Here is a 15,353-nt window from a genome sequence, read left to right as displayed (position 1 = left end):
TCCCTGCGACGCCTGAAAAATACTTAACAAATCTTAAAGCATTAACAGGCTAAAAATTTCATAACCTTCTGCGGATCACTTAGAATAGTGTGCTTAATCATTTTATACGAACCAGGAACGACGCCATGAGCAAGTCTGAAAACCTCTACAGTGCAGCCCGCGAGCTAATCCCCGGTGGCGTGAACTCGCCAGTACGCGCCTTTACCGGCGTGGGCGGCACGCCGCTGTTTATTGAACGTGCTGACGGCGCGTATCTGTATGATGTCGATGGCAAAGCCTATATCGATTACGTCGGTTCCTGGGGGCCGATGGTTCTCGGACATAACCATCCCGCCATTCGTAACGCGGTCATCGAAGCCGCGCAGCGCGGCCTGAGCTTCGGTGCGCCGACCGAGATGGAAGTGAAAATGGCGGAGCTGGTTACCGAACTGGTGCCGACCATGGACATGGTGCGTATGGTGAACTCCGGTACCGAAGCCACCATGAGCGCCATCCGTCTGGCGCGCGGCTTTACCGGTCGCGACAAAATCATCAAATTCGAAGGCTGCTACCACGGCCATGCAGACTGCCTGCTGGTGAAAGCGGGCTCCGGCGCGCTGACCCTCGGCCAGCCAAACTCGCCTGGTGTACCTGCTGATTTCGCGAAGCACACCCTGACCTGCACCTACAACGATCTGAACACCGTTCGCGCGGCGTTCGAGCAGTATCCGCAGGAGATCGCCTGCATTATCGTTGAACCGGTTGCGGGCAATATGAACTGCATCCCGCCGCAGCCTGACTTCCTGCCGGGCCTGCGCGCTCTGTGCGATGAGTTCGGCGCGCTGCTGATCATCGATGAAGTGATGACCGGCTTCCGCGTGGCACTGGCGGGCGCCCAGTCTTATTATGAGGTTGAGCCGGACCTGACCTGCCTCGGCAAAATCATCGGCGGCGGCATGCCGGTCGGTGCTTTCGGCGGTCGTAAGGACGTGATGGAAGCCCTGGCACCAACCGGCCCGGTTTACCAGGCGGGCACTCTCTCCGGTAACCCAATTGCCATGGCTGCAGGCTTCGCCTGTCTGACCGAAGTGGCGCAGCCGGGTATTCATGAAACCCTGACGGACCGTACCACGCAGCTGGCAAACGGTCTGCTGGAAGCCGCAGAAGAAGCGGGAATTCCGCTGGTTGTTAACCACGTGGGCGGCATGTTCGGGATTTTCTTCACCGATGCGAAAACCGTGACCCGCTATCAGGACGTGGTGAAGTGCGACGTTGAGCGCTTCAAGCGGTTCTTCCACCTGATGCTGGAAGAAGGCGTGTACCTGGCACCGTCCGCGTTCGAAGCGGGCTTTATGTCCGTGGCGCACAGCGAAGAAGATATTAATAACACCATCGACGCGGCGCGTAAGGTGTTTGCGAAGCTCTAAGGGCATTTCTAAAACGGCAATCTAAGGATTGCCGTTTATTTTTATTACCGGCTCTGCTTTCTCAACAGATAAATAAAATACGGCGCGCCGATAAAGGTCGACAGCAGTCCTGCCGGGATCTGATACGGGAACAGCACCATCCTTCCACACCAGTCGGCAAACACCAGAATGACCCCGCCCGTCAGGGCCGACATCACAATATGTGGCATCGTCCGTCGGAAACCCATCATTCTGGCGATATGCGGCGCCATCAACCCTACAAAGCTTAGTGGACCGATGGTCATGGTGGCGGTTGCCGTCAGACACGCCGCCAGCAGAAGAAGCGCGACGCGCGTTGGCGTCAGCGCTAAGCCAACCGCACGCGCGGTTTCGCCCCCCAGCGGCAGAATGGTCATCCAGCGACGGCACAGCGGTACCATCGCCAGCAGCACTATCATAACGCTTCCGGACCAGGCAACCTGGCTGGCGGTGGCGTTGTACGTTGAGCCGGAAATCCAGGTCAGGATCTTCGCCATGCGCGGATCGCCGCTCGCCTGCAGCATCATCAGCAGCATAGTAAAGGCGGTGCTGAGCGCCATACCGGCCAGCAGCATGCGGTGCGGAGAAAATCCGCCGCGGCCAGAGGCAACCAGAATAATCATCAGCGTGGCCGCCGCACCGATACTCCCGGCAGGCATCAGCCAGCCAAACGCATTGCCCGGCACCAGGAAGAGCATCAGCACCACGCCAAAGGCCGCGCCGGAGCTGATCCCCAGCACTTCAGGGCTTGCCATCGGGTTGCCGGTCAGACGCTGAATAATACAGCCCGCCACCGCCAGCATCACCCCGGCAATCAGCGCGGAGAGAATACGCGGCCAGCGCCACTGCAGCAGTTCGTTGAGTAAGTCACCCGTTGCCCAGTGCCAGCCTGCGGCATCGCGCCCAAACGCGAGGGCGGCAAACGAGGCGATAAGCAACACCGCCAGACCAGCAAGGCTGAACCACAGCACCGACTGACGTTCAGCGTAGACCTTATCGCCCGCGTCCATCGCTGGGGCGCTAATGCTGCGCAGACGCGGGAGCAGCCACAGCAGCAGCGGCGCCCCAATAAGCGCCGTTGCCGACCCGGTAGACACTTCCATCCAGACGCGCGCCAGCCAGAGAATGATCTGATCGGAAAGCCAGAGGATCAACGCCCCGATCAGCGGCGCCAGCAGCAGACGTGCCAGAAGGCGACGCGCCCCGAGCATTTTCGCCAGCAGCGGCGCAAAGAGGCCGATAAACCCGATGATGCCAACCGCGTTAACCAGCAGAGCGCTTAACACAATCGCCAGCGTGAGCGCCGCCAGACGAGCCAGCGACAGCGCCAGCCCCAGGTTGCGCGCCACGCCATCATCCAGCCCCATCAGCGTCAGCGGGCGCAGCAGCAGCAGCGTGAGCACCACGCCGCCAAACAATTGTGGCCACAGGCGCTGGACGATACTCCAGTCGGTCTGGGTGAGCGTGCCGGTGCTCCACATAAACATGCTTTGCAGCTGATCGTGGTGAAACAGCACCAGCAGCTGGTTGATCGCACCGCAGTAGAGGCTGACGACCAGCCCGGCGAGGATCAGCGTGACCGGCGAGAGACGTTTTCCCCAGGCCACGCCAAAGACCAGCGCGCCCACGACGCAGGCGCCTGCCAGCGCGGCAAACTGAGAGGTTAATGCCCCCGGCAGCGTCCAGAGGGTGGTGATGGTGATCCCCAGCTGTGCCCCCGTCGCCACGCCCAGCGTGGTTGGCTCCGCCAGCGGGTTACGTAGCACCTGCTGGAACAGCACGCCCACCAGTCCCAGCCCCGCCCCGACCAGCAGGGAGATACTAAGACGCGGCAGCAGGCTGTAGTGGAACAACATCTGCTGAATATTGTCGATATCCGGAGCGGCAAACGCGGCCGCCCACTGCTCGCGCGGCAGTGCCGTGGAGAGGTTGAACCCGGTTAGCGCCAGCGCCGCCAGAAAAATCAGCCCCAGCAGCAGCGCCGGGAAACGGGCAATACGCGTACTCATGCTTTGCCCCCCATCACGTTGTCCAGCACGCGGGCAAAGTGCATTGCCGACAGCGTCGCGCCGTAAAACCATACCGCAGGGGCGCGCAGGAAGCGCTGCTCGCGCACGAACGGCATCGCCTGCCAGAGCGGGGTCGCCATCAGGGTTTGCATTTCACGCTCGTTGCCGTGGTCAAAGCACAGCACGTCGACGTCGCGAAACGCCGCCAGGCGGTCGATGCCCACGGCGGTGCTTCCCCAGAAAGTCATCTCGCCTTCCCAGGCGTTGCGAATGCCGAAGTTGTCGAGCACTTCCTGGAACAGGCAGTTCTTTCCAAAGACCAGCATATGGCGGGCATCCAGCAGCGTCACCATCAGCAAAGGCCGATCGCCACGGCGGGCAAAGCGCGGCTTAAGAGACTCAATCAGCGCGTCAAACTCATCGAGATGCTGTTTTGCTTCCGCTTCCCGGTTGAGGAACTGGGCCATCTCATGGATGGAATTTTTTGCCATGGTCAGCGGCTTTTTACCGTCGCTAAAGGAAAAGCCTCGTCCCGGCGCAATCTTCGCCATGATCTCTTCCGACGGGCCATACCCCGCAGACCAGAATAAATAAGACGGTTTCATCTGCGTGAGAAGCTCAAGGTTTGGCTCCGTGCGCAGACCGATGTCGATGACCGAGTCCGGCAGTTTTGGCTCATTCACCCACAGGGTGTAGTTGGGAATGTCGGCCACGCCGTAGGGCGTGATACCCAGGGCCATCATCAGCTCGACGGGTAACCACTCCAGCGCCACGATGCGGTGCGGATCGATAGCGGCGGCGCGGGCCGGGGCCATCTTCAACAGCAGCGGCGAGAGCGCCATGGCCGTCAGCAGGCGACGGCGGCTAATGTATGTTGAATCCAGCATCAGTAGACAAAGCTCACGGGAGCAGCCCCGGCAGGGTGAGGCAAAATACCCATCGGAATACCGTAAATATGTTCCAGCGTTTCGCTGCGCATCAGCTCAGACGGCGTGCCCTGAGCGATCATTTCACCGCCGCGCAGCGCGACGAGGTAGTCACAGTAGCGTGCCGCCATGTTGATATCGTGCAGGACAGCGATCACCGTCAGGCCGCGCTGCTGGCTTAAGCGATGCACCAGCGCCAGCACGTCGACCTGATGGGCGATATCCAGCGCAGAGGTCGGTTCATCCAGCAGCAGGCAGCGGCTGTCCTGCGCCACCAGCATCGCAATCCACGCCCGCTGACGTTCACCGCCGGACAGACTATCCACCAGGCGATGCGCCAGCGGTTTTAGCCCTACCAGCGCAATCGCCTCTTCTACTTTCTCCCGGTCGGCGACGCCGAAGCGGCCAAGCGCCCCGTGCCACGGATAGCGGCCAATCGCTACCAGCTCACGCACCGTCATCCCTTCCGCCTGCGGCAGCTGCTGCGGCAAGTAGGCCACCTTGCGGGCAAAGGCTTTACTGCTCCAGCCCTCCAGCGGCCGATCGTCCAGCAGAATATCCCCTTCAGAAGGTGGCTGGTGGCGTCCCAGCATCTTGAGCAGCGTGGATTTACCGGAACCGTTGTGGCCAATCAGGCCCGTCACTTTACCGGCAGGGAACGTCAGAGAGAGCGGATGCAACAGGGTGCGCCCGGGTACGCGAAAGGAGAGATTATTGAGCGTAAAGGTGGTGTCGGATTGCGTTTTATTATCCTGCATGTCAGCCAACTTAAATAAAAAGGGCACGGCGAACCGTGCCCATAAAGAGGTTAGAAGCGGAAGGTCGCGGTGGCGACAACCTGGCGTTCAGCACCCCAGAAGCAACCGTAGGTGTTGAAGCAGCTGGCAACGTACTCACGATCGAACAGGTTGTTCACGTGAAGCGCGACGTTTGATCCGGCCATGCCTACACGCGCCAGATCGTATCTGACCAGTGCATCAACCAGTGTATAGCTTCCAACAGTGAAGCTATTCGCCGGGTCACCTTTGCTGGAGCCGGTATAACGCACACCGGTACCCAGCGTCAGGCCAGACAGTGGGCCGTCAAACATCGTGTAATCACCCCACAGGGATGCCATATGTTTTGGTACCTGCGCCGGCGTGTTGCCTTTGTAGTTGGTGTCGGTGGTGTATTCCGCATCGGTATAGGTATAAGAACCGACAACGTTCACGCTGGCAGAGAGCGCCGCTTTCGCTTCCAGCTCTACGCCACGGGCGCGGATCTCGCCGCCTTCAACGGAGAAGGGTGAGCCAGTTGGGTCAGCCATCAGGTTGTTGGTTTTGGTCAGCTGATACACTGCACCGGTGATCACGATCGGACGATCGTTAGGCACGTATTTCACGCCCGCTTCGTACTGTTTGCCTTTAGACGGTGAGAATGGTTTACCTTGAGCGTCGGTCAGGGAAGCCGGTTCAAAGGATTCGCTGTAGCTGAAATAAGGAGTTACCCCGTTGTCGAACAGGTAGTTAACGCCGCCACGCCAGGTGAACTGAGTATCATCACGCTTGGCGGTGGTATTTAATACGCGGTTGTAGGACTCCTGATCGGCCCAATCGTAACGGCCGCCCAGTGTCACCAGCACTTTATCCCATTCGATCTGATCCTGAGCGTAAACGCCGGTCTGCTTCTGCTTGTTCAGCACCTGGTAAGCACCAGATGGTCCAGGGTGTGAACCGAAATCGAAATCGCCACGATCGAGATCGTAAATATCGGATGGCGCAACGGAGCCGGCGTAGCCGAACCAGGAGTTAATGTCATTACGCATGCGCATGAAATCAACGCCTGTCAACAGAGTATGGTCGAGAGCCCCCGTCGCGAACTTGCTCTGAAGCTGCGTATCAACGGTGAAGTTTTGCAGCTTCTCGTCATCGATCACATACTGGCGAGTCAGCGTATGCCCCCATTGTGACTGAGGAATGCTCGCGCAAGGGCTGGATGCCGGATTACTCGAATAGAGCGGATCGGAACACATGCCGTAGCCGTAAACGCTGTTTTGCGAGGTTTTGTTCTCGGCAAAGCGCAGATTCTGACGCACGGTGAAAGTATCGTTGAATTCGTGGTCGAAGCTGTATCCCACCATTTTCTGGTTACGGGAATAGGTGTTGTTCTTCGCGCCTTCATTGAAGTTAGTCGGCAGACGATCGCCGTTTGGCAGCGGGTCAACCGTCCCCTCTTTTGGCAGCCAGCCGTAGTAGCCCGTTTCAGGCTCGTTCTGGAAGTAGGAGAGGAACGTGAAGGTGGTTTTGTCATCCGGACGCCAGGAGAAGGATGGCGCGATGGCATAACGCTGCTCGCCCTTATCTTCCTGCTGCGAATTGTTCGAGCGCGCAACGCCCGTCAGGCGGTATGAATAGACACCGTCATCGTCGATCGCATCGCTGAAGTCAAAGCCTGTCTGGAACAGGCTGTCGGTACCCACTTTAAACTGGATCTCTTTCAGCGGCTCGGTTGTTGGGCGCTTACTTACCATGTTCAGCAGGCCGCCTGGGCTGCTTTTACCGTACAGAACGGAAACCGGACCGCGCATGATTTCGGCGCGCTCCAGCATGTACGGGTCAATTACCGCGTCGTTGTAGAAGTTCCCCTGCATTTTCATGCCGTCGAGGTAGTTGTTTTGGCTCTGGCCATCGGCCGCGAAACCGCGAATAACCAGGTAGTCGTAAGTATTGGAAGCACCACGGGTGCCTACTGCAACGCCCGGGGTATAGCTCAGGGCTTCTTTAACCGAACGCGGCTGGTGCAGCGCCATCTCTTCGGCCGTCACCACAGAAATAGACTGTGGAACCTTTTGAATTGGGGTGTCTGTTTTGGTACCGGTCGCAGATTGGCGGGCGGCGATAGTCGCAGCAGGTCCCCAGGCACTTTCCTGTGCAGCAGGTGCAGCGGTAACGGTAATAGTATCTTCTTTTTTCGGGGTTTCGGCAGCGTGAGCAAATGCAGACATGCCAGCAACCGCTGTGGCTACGACAACCGCGACTTTACGCAGCGACGTGTTAATTGGCTGAGCAGTATTGGAAAGCGCCATGTTTATCTCTGATGGAAAAGTGAATGATAACGTAAACGAGAATTATTATTATGACCGCAGAATAATATGCGAAACGCTGGTTGCATAGCAAGCAGTAAGCGGCCCTACAAGATTTAAGGGTTTAAGAATTAACCAGATGAAAAGAGAGGGTTAACGAAGTTAGTGAAATGATCCTTAGCCCGCCAGAGCGGGCAGGATGAATCAACGGTAAAAGAGCTCGAACGTCGCGACAGAATCGACTTTGCCGGCTTTTATCTCCCCCGTCCTGACGTAGCGAGCCTTGAGTGGGATCTCGACAGGAACGTTGTCCTGCGTGCCGGTTATCGCCGTATAGTTCCGATCGAACTGCAGTACAGTATCATTCTGGTCAAGGATCTGAATGCCGACGCCTTCAGCGGCGGAATCTCCGGAGGCGATCCCCAAAATATTGCCGTTCGTGACGCCCGTTGATCCCGCGCTGGTAAACTGATAATCCACCTTTGTGCCTGCCGCGCAGTCGGTGATCTCAATCTTAAAGCTGCCGTCCGTGAGGATGTCAGAGTATTGGCCGCTAAAGTCCTGGGTATTGACCGTTTTCAGCGGCACATAGATGTTGCGATTGACCAGGTTACAGGTGTTTGTGGTGATGCGAATAGTGGTGGGAGAGAAGCGCATTTCACCGATCGGCGCGTTGCCCATGATATCCATTGAGGTTAACCGTGAGGTATCAAGATCACCCTCCTGGATAGCGCCCGTGACGACCAGCTGGGCAGCGGCGCGAAATACAGATGTACTTGTCGAAGAGCCGTGGATCGATCCCAGAAATTGCATGGGCCGGACTAAATCCTGTTCAGTGTAACCGGGAAGCCGTTCGGTCGATGACGCCGCACGGATGCCAATACCCGGCACGTTGGTCTGATAAACCCCGCTCATCACACCTTCGCGCGCATCCGCATCCGTGAGGTACAAATACCCGCGTCGAATTTGCGCGTCACCGCTACAATCCACCGTCACCGCTTTACTCTCGACGCTGGCGTCATAAAGCACGGTGCCGACGGGCGTGTCGGGGGCGACAATAATGACCGGGGGAAGCTGAAACGTCACCACGGCATCCGCGTCAGCGCTGCCGTTGAAGGTACAATCTGCCCGGGCTGAATGGCAAAATGCCCCCGCCAGCACAAGCAGTACCGGTGGCAGGTATGTGTTAACGATACGACGTAGATTCATGAAATACCTCAGTTAAGGCAGTTGACCGTGGTTTTTACGATCCCTGCCGGGCTGTGCGAGGGAAGATCCAGCGTCCCGTGACACTGCCGATCGCGCTCTTCTCCCCACTGCACGCTAAACGTTGTTTTGCCGGACAGCCCTGTCAGGTAAACCTCCCCGTCATCACCCACGATGGCCGTGGTGTTGTCCAGCGCCACCAGGGCACCAAACGGCACGGGCTTACCCGCGTAAAGCAAGGTCACCAGCGCGCGTCGTCCCACGCGCGCGTCGAACGTGGCCGGCACTGCCGCCCCTTTCGTCGGCACGAGATCCAGCGTTGCCGCGTCGATATCAATATCTTCTCGATCCTGCGTATTCACGGTGATGACGTTGTGCCGATAGGCCGTCAGAGAAGGAACAATCGCGTTACCAAAACGGTCCGTCGTGATGCCGCGCCCGTTTTGCACTTTGACGTTATCACCATCTTTAATGTGCACAATGGCGAAGGCGTCGCGTACGGGTTGACCCAGCGTCACGCCATGCTCGTGAGCAACGATTGACCCCTGAGCGCTGTAGTTCCACTGCCGATTGTTACCACCGTAGCTGTACCCCATCCCTACCTCACCGGAAGCCCCGCGATAACGCCCGGACAGGCTGCCGCCGTAACCCGTATCCTGGTTGGCATAGGTCTGCTGGAGGTTGTAGCTCAGCTTATTGTCCTCCAGCGCGGTACCGCCAAGCCCAACCTGATGCGAGACAAATCCGCCACTGGAGGTATTGGCACTGTAGGTTGCCCAGGAATTCGGCAGCCACTTTGATAACGGAATGTTGACCGTCAACGCCATTTGCCGGTCGGTATCGGCATCTGGCGTGCGGGTCAGGTTGTAACTTATCGACCAGGTGATGTCGCGCCAGCTGGAGCTGAACCCCGCGCTGACGCTACGCTCATGGCCGTCCATATCCCAGTAGTCCTGCTGATAGCCGTTGAGATAGGCCGAGCCCCAGTCAGAAACCCGCTGGGAAAGGTTGAGCTGCATGCGGCTACGGCGGTTATTAGTTCTGCGGTAGGTATAAATGCCGTCATCGATTTCGCTGTCACGCTGATCGATAGCTTCCTGAAAGGTATAGAACCCCGATGTGGAGTAGCGATAGCTGGCAAGCGTGATGGTGGTATCCGTATCGGGAATATCTTTTGAATACTGCGCCCGCCAGGATAAACCGCTGGCATCGTCACGCCCGTCATCAAACGCGGTACGCGCGGCCGTGAGGTCGACAGAGGCGGAGCCGAAATGCCCCAGATCGGCACCGAGCCCCAGCAGCAGCGCGTGATACAGTGATGAACCCAGCGCGCCGGTATACGCCGTGACGCCGTAAGGCAGACCATAGATGGCCGTGCCTTGCGCAAAGGTGGGTTCGTCTTCACCTTCATTACCGCGATAGCGCCCTGCGGCCAGCGAATACTTAAAGCCGCCTTCCCGCTGTAACACCGGCACCGACGCGCTGGCCTGGATGAAGCTATGCTCGCTGCCGTCCGCCTCTTCGACGGTCACTTCCAGATCGGCTCCGGATGTTACCTGACTTAAATCGCGGATCTCGAACGGCCCCGGTGAGACGTTTGTCTGATAGATGGTGTAGCCGTTTTGCTTGATAGTGACTTTCGCATCGCTATTGGCAATACCGCGCACGACGGGCGCAAAGCCCTGCTGACTAACAGGCAGCATAGAAGTATCCGTTTCCAGCTTCACGCCGGTCATCTGGACGCTGTCAAAAAGTTCACCATTGGTATATGTCTGACCAATCTCAAGCTGACTTTTCAGCGTTTTGATGTCGCGTTGTAACGTGCTGGCAATGCCCTCCCAGCCGGAAGCGTCGCTCCAGGTGCTGTTATTCCGCAGCCGCCACGCCCCAAGGTTAATCCCCGACTCCAGGCCAAGCCAGGTCGAAGAGGTTTTGCCCGAACTGTAGTGCTGCTGAGAACCGCTGAGTTGATAGCTTGTCCAGGCGGCAGGCGCGCCGTCATCCCAGAATTTTGGATGTATCGCGCCAGCGGCAGCATGGTCGCGATACGCCTGCGGGATGACCAGCTTCAGGGTCTGATCATCCTGATTGTATTCGTAACGGGCATTTTCAATGAAATGGGAGATATCGCGGACATAAGCGCCGTCATCCAGATCTTTTAAGTCCGGGATCGTGTCGACTTTCACGCCGTAATCGCGCAGATCCGCTTTCGTCAGCTCCGGCAGCAGGCGCTGTTTATCGTCAGACAGCACGAAAGCGATGGGACGTTTATCCACTACATCCCGATCCCACATAACAGTCGTAAGGTAGCTTCCGGCAAGTAGCCCGTTATCGTTAATGAAGTTTTTTAATGTAGAGGTATTTTCGAGGGGCGTATCCAGCTCAAGGATCCGCAGGTTAAATTCGTCATCAGCACTTGCAGGCTGGATCGCGGCGAGCAGCGTCAGCGCGATCCCGTACAGTACCTGTTTGTGAAGCAGAGATGACGACATAAAATACCAACATGATGATTTAAAGAGCCTGCTTGCGCTGTGGGGTTTGCCCACCGAAATCATTGATTGCCGTCCAGGTCACCGCGCCCTTTGCTGAATTCGGTAGCGCGAAACGCTGCTCGCTGAACGGAGCCACCATCATTGAAATGGCGCCTGGCGTGGTTTTGGTCTCTTTCACCGGAACACTTTTCCCACCAACGGCCAGCTCGCCAAACGAGACGTAAAACGGGGTCGGGTTGTTTGCAATTAGCGTGTCGCCCTGACGCTGGAATGTGATTTTTGCGTAGGCTTCCAGGGCATCGCTTTCCTTCAGCTGAGCCGGACGCCAGAAAAGCTTCAGGCGCGTTTTCATCGCAAATTGCAGCGTGTTTTTCTCTTTCAGCTCCGGCGAGAGTGCCGATACGGATTTAACGTTTGCCAGAAACAGAGATTCCCGGTCTGCGGGCAGGCTTTTTTTATCGCCGGTAAAAATAACGTGCAAAAGGGTTTGACGATTTTCCTGCAATTTGTAAACAGGAGGAGTAATAATAAATGGCGCTTTCGCATCATTGGGGTAACTGACCCAGCTTTGCACCAGATAACGTGTATGCGGATCTTTATTTTTAAGTGCTATCTGAACTTCTGATTTATTCGATGGATAAATAATTCGCGTACCACCGAGAACAACACTTGCCTGTACTGAACAGCAGGAAATAATTAAACAACCACATAACAATTTAAATAAAGTCTTCATACAATGTTCCAAAAAGGCAGCCGTTCAGGCTGCCCGTCATTGCTTAGCGATAGACAACCTCGAATGTTGCAGAGGAGGAGTAATGGCCCGCGGTTGGCGCGGTATCCCCCACCTGAATCACTTTCGCGGTGTAGTTAAAGACAGAAGCCGTTGCCCCGGTCGCATCGTTATTCACATCGGTACCCGTATCCGGTACTGAACCGTCGAAAACAACATCGCCTTTAGCGCCGTTCTCATTGCTTACGATGATGCCAACGTTGGTCGCATTGCCTGCGCCAGTCAGATCGTTCTTCAAGCGCTTGTTAGCGGCGTCTGTTGTTGTGCCGCTAAACTTGAGGTTCAGTTTAGCGACCAGCGGATCACATTTTTTCACTTCAATCTTAAAGGCTTTTGAGGTGCCAACCGTACCGTCAGCGCCAAAATCCGAAGGATAGGTATCTGCGAAAGTGACGGTGGAAGCGTTAGTCCCTGTGCCATCAACGTTAATTTCACAGGTATCGGCAACAATTTTTCCGGCGAAGTTCACCGTACCGGAATCGTTTGATGCAAATACAGGCAGAGACAGCGCGGCCATAACGCTTCCGGCTAAAAATGTAGCGACAACTTTTTTGTTCATGAAAAATATCCTTATATTTGACAATTGTGGCATCCATTCGCACTACAAATATTTTGAGTCGAAATGTTATCCAGCATGTTACACATGACTGACTAAATAGGAATATCCTTTGAGCCAGTGAATTTCTTATGGCGATTACATCAGATTATTCTTCATTGTGTCCAGAGAGGATAAAGTTACGCAACATGTAGAAGATTTCAAATGCATGTTTTAGATGAAAAAAATGAGAACTTAAAAATTCTAAATTAGATATTTAATTTTTTTAAAAATTGCAGAATGTAAAAAACAAAAAAGCCGCTTTATATTAAAGCGGCTTTTTATTCAGGGAATTAATTAATTCCCACCAAACATATCCTTGATCCAGCCGGCCACGCCATCACTGTCTTTCTTCTCGTTCTGCTGCTGGGCCGGTTGTTGCTGCGGCTGCTGCGGCTGAGAAGATTGATCGAACGGGTTGCCCGTTGGCTGTTCAGGCTGGCTCTGCTGGCACAGTGAGTCCGGGTTGGTCGTCCAGACCGGCAGGGTACGCATCCCGCCGCCGCAGATAAAGTTCCCGGAACCATCCACGCCCATATCGACGATATCTTCCGGCGCGACCAGGTTCAGCGGCACAGGTGACTGGTTCGCCAGGTAGCGCTGGTAAATCGACATCGCCCCGCTCGCCCCGTAAAGTTTGGTCGGCTGGTTGTTGTCACGGCCTACCCAGGTGATCACCACTTCACGGCCATCAATACCGGCAAACCAGGTATCGACGTTGTTGTTGGTGGTCCCGGTTTTACCCGCCAGATGCAGACCAGGATACTTCGCCCCCAGCTGACGACCGGTACCGCGCTGCACAACCTGCTGCATCGTCCACAGCGTCATGTAGGCCGCCTGCGCAGGAACGGCACGTTCAGCCTGCGGGAAGCTCTGATACAGCACGGAGCCATCTTCGGCAATCACCGAACGCAGGGCAGAGAGCGGTGCGCGGTTACCCCCGCTGGCAATGGTCTGGAACGCCTGCGCCACTTCGATCGGCGTCAGGTTAAGCGCCCCCAGAATCATCGCCGGAACAGGGTGCAGCTGATCTTTCGGTACGCCCAGCTTCTGCCAGGTGTCGACAATGGCCGGCAGGCCCAGCGCCATACCGAGGTTAACCGTAGGTACGTTCATGGAGCGGGTTAACGCATCCACCAGCATCACCTGGCCGCTGAACTGTTTATCATCGTTCTGCGGTGACCAGACCTGGCCGTTAGGCTGACGCAGGGAGATTGGCGCATCGGCGATCCAGGTGTTCAGGCGATACAAATTCGGCTGGCTCAGCGCGGTGAGATAGGTCGCCGGTTTAGCCAGAGAGCCAATCGAACGACGCGCCTGCATCGCGCGGTTGTAGCCCGCATACTGCGGCTCTGCGCCGCCCACCATCGCGCGCACTTCGCCGGTGTTACGGTCAACCACCACCATCGCGGTTTCCAGATCGCTCAGCTTGCGCTGTTTCTTCAGCACCGGAATGCCTTCCACCGCCGCTTTTTCTGCCGCGTCCTGGGCTACCGAGTCAAAGGTTGTGAAGATCTTCACGCCGGAGAGATCTTTGACCTTATCACCGAGCTTGCTTTGCAGCTCCTGGCGCACCATCTGCATGAAAGCAGGCTGCGGAGAGATCACCCCACCGCGCGGCTGCACGCCCAGCGGACGTGCGCTAAGCATGTCGTATAATTCCTGGTCAATCACCTGCTGCTGTTGCAGCAGACGCAGTACCAGGTTACGACGCTCCAGCGCCAGTTTCGGGTTGCGCCACGGGTTATAAATGGACGCCCCTTTCACCATGCCCACCAGCAGCGCCTGCTGGTCAAGGCTGAGCTCTTCCACCGGACGGCCAAAGTAGTACAGGCTCGCCAGTGGGAAGCCGCGGATCTCGTTATCGCCGCTCTGGCCGAGGTACACCTCGTTCATGTACAGCTCAAGGATACGATCCTTGCTGTAGCGCGCATCCATCAGCACGGCCATATACGCTTCGTTGGCTTTACGCCAGTAAGAACGCTCGCTGGAGAGGAACAGGTTCTTCACCAGCTGCTGGGTAAGCGTACTCGCCCCCTGCACGGTACGACCCGCAGTCAGGTTCGCCAGCACCGCACGGCCGATGGAGTAGAGACTGATACCGTCGTGCTCGTAGAAATGGCGGTCTTCGGTTGCCAGCAGGGTATCCACCAGCAGATCCGGGAAGCCGTTACGCGCCACGAACAGGCGCTGTTCGCCATTGGCGGACGAGAGCATGGTGATCAGACGCGGATCAAGACGGAAGAAACCGAACTGGCGGTTATTGTCCATGTTCTCAATGGTTTCCAGCCGATCGCCGTCAAAAGTCAGACGCGCGCGCACCTGCCCCTCTTTGCTGTCCGGGAAGTCGAACGGGCGGCGGATCATCTCAATGCTCTTCGCCTGGACGGTAAATTCGCCCGGGCGGGTCATTTTCGTGACCTGACGATACTGCGTAGCTTGCAGCAGTTTCACCATCTCGTTCTTGCTAATGGACATGTCCGGCTCAAGGTTCACCATGCGACCATACACTGCCGCCGGCAATTGCCAGACTTTCCCGTCGATACGGCTGCGGATCTTCTGATCCAGATAAACGCCGTAAATCGCGATCAGCACAACAAAAACAATGAAAAGCTTCAGCAGCAGCCAGAACCAGCCGCGCTTCCCACGAGGCTTACGCCCTTTGCCTTTTCCTTTACGCGGCATGGGTTCTTCATCCTCATAATCGTCTTCATAGTCATCGTCATACTCCTCATCTCTGAGGCGACGACGGCTTACCTTTTCTTTCGCCGGACGCGCGGGTTTTCCCTTACGTCCTATTGGCTCGCGGTCATTCCCCGCCATGCTTTTTCTCCGCAACTTTCAGGCGCA

At 56.6% G+C, this 15,353-nt stretch carries 10 protein-coding genes; 1 reads left to right on the top strand and 9 read right to left on the bottom strand.

Going from position 1 to position 15,353, the window contains the following annotated elements:
* Nucleotides 1-125 precede the first annotated feature (125 nt).
* The gene (gene hemL / locus OKF39_RS04940) at nt 126-1,406 is read left to right on the top strand and encodes a glutamate-1-semialdehyde 2,1-aminomutase (protein WP_041911201.1); all 1,281 of its coding nucleotides are present in this window, start codon (nt 126-128) and stop codon (nt 1,404-1,406) included.
* Between the two features lie 44 nt (nt 1,407-1,450).
* Here the strand turns inward: hemL and fhuB are convergent, their stop codons facing one another.
* The 9 genes from fhuB to mrcB form a co-directional block, all read right to left on the bottom strand.
* Nucleotides 1,451-3,433 (bottom strand): Fe(3+)-hydroxamate ABC transporter permease FhuB, encoded by a 1,983-nt coding sequence (gene fhuB / locus OKF39_RS04935; RefSeq protein WP_047367358.1) that lies wholly within the window; start codon nt 3,431-3,433, stop codon nt 1,451-1,453.
* Entirely contained in the window at nt 3,430-4,320 is an 891-nt protein-coding gene (gene fhuD / locus OKF39_RS04930) for a Fe(3+)-hydroxamate ABC transporter substrate-binding protein FhuD (protein ID WP_028015564.1), read from the bottom strand. Before fhuD ends, fhuB begins: the two co-directional genes overlap by 4 nt.
* Nucleotides 4,320-5,117, bottom strand: coding sequence for a Fe3+-hydroxamate ABC transporter ATP-binding protein FhuC (fhuC, locus tag OKF39_RS04925; RefSeq protein ID WP_028015563.1), 798 nt, complete (start codon nt 5,115-5,117; stop codon nt 4,320-4,322). Before fhuC ends, fhuD begins: the two co-directional genes overlap by 1 nt.
* A 50-nt stretch (nt 5,118-5,167) precedes the next feature.
* Nucleotides 5,168-7,423 (bottom strand): ferrichrome porin FhuA, encoded by a 2,256-nt coding sequence (gene fhuA / locus OKF39_RS04920; protein ID WP_045259489.1) that lies wholly within the window; start codon nt 7,421-7,423, stop codon nt 5,168-5,170.
* Nucleotides 7,424-7,624: 201 nt separating this feature from the next.
* A complete protein-coding gene (locus tag OKF39_RS04915; protein WP_479983535.1) occupies nt 7,625-8,629 on the bottom strand; it encodes a fimbrial protein in 1,005 nt (334 codons plus the stop codon).
* An 8-nt stretch (nt 8,630-8,637) separates the two neighbouring features.
* Nucleotides 8,638-11,118 (bottom strand): fimbria/pilus outer membrane usher protein, encoded by a 2,481-nt coding sequence (locus OKF39_RS04910; protein WP_479983534.1) that lies wholly within the window; start codon nt 11,116-11,118, stop codon nt 8,638-8,640.
* A gap of 19 nt (nt 11,119-11,137) precedes the next feature.
* Nucleotides 11,138-11,851 carry a fimbrial biogenesis chaperone gene (locus OKF39_RS04905; RefSeq protein ID WP_041911205.1) on the bottom strand — a complete coding sequence of 238 codons (714 nt, stop codon included), beginning with the start codon at nt 11,849-11,851 and terminating at the stop codon, nt 11,138-11,140.
* Nucleotides 11,852-11,894: 43 nt separating this feature from the next.
* Entirely contained in the window at nt 11,895-12,467 is a 573-nt protein-coding gene (locus OKF39_RS04900) for a fimbrial protein (protein WP_047367355.1), read from the bottom strand.
* Nucleotides 12,468-12,800: 333 nt separating this feature from the next.
* A complete protein-coding gene (mrcB, locus tag OKF39_RS04895; protein WP_063943790.1) occupies nt 12,801-15,326 on the bottom strand; it encodes a bifunctional glycosyl transferase/transpeptidase in 2,526 nt (841 codons plus the stop codon).
* Nucleotides 15,327-15,353 lie beyond the last annotated feature (27 nt).

This window comes from Enterobacter cloacae complex sp. HYC042_NIDB (genome assembly GCF_056673315.1).
The sequence above is the reverse complement of the archived record's forward strand: the minus strand, read 5'-3'. Positions and strand labels throughout refer to the sequence as shown.

Coding starts and splice junctions, on each gene's coding strand:
- fhuD (WP_028015564.1), bottom strand. CDS start 4,320: ATGCTGGATTCAACATACATTAGCCGCCGTCGCCTGCTGACGGCCATG.
- OKF39_RS04905 (WP_041911205.1), bottom strand. CDS start 11,851: ATGAAGACTTTATTTAAATTGTTATGTGGTTGTTTAATTATTTCCTGC.
- OKF39_RS04915 (WP_479983535.1), bottom strand. CDS start 8,629: ATGAATCTACGTCGTATCGTTAACACATACCTGCCACCGGTACTGCTT.
- fhuA (WP_045259489.1), bottom strand. CDS start 7,423: ATGGCGCTTTCCAATACTGCTCAGCCAATTAACACGTCGCTGCGTAAA.
- fhuC (WP_028015563.1), bottom strand. CDS start 5,117: ATGCAGGATAATAAAACGCAATCCGACACCACCTTTACGCTCAATAAT.
- OKF39_RS04910 (WP_479983534.1), bottom strand. CDS start 11,118: ATGTCGTCATCTCTGCTTCACAAACAGGTACTGTACGGGATCGCGCTG.
- OKF39_RS04900 (WP_047367355.1), bottom strand. CDS start 12,467: ATGAACAAAAAAGTTGTCGCTACATTTTTAGCCGGAAGCGTTATGGCC.
- fhuB (WP_047367358.1), bottom strand. CDS start 3,433: ATGAGTACGCGTATTGCCCGTTTCCCGGCGCTGCTGCTGGGGCTGATT.
- hemL (WP_041911201.1), top strand. CDS start 126: ATGAGCAAGTCTGAAAACCTCTACAGTGCAGCCCGCGAGCTAATCCCC.
- mrcB (WP_063943790.1), bottom strand. CDS start 15,326: ATGGCGGGGAATGACCGCGAGCCAATAGGACGTAAGGGAAAACCCGCG.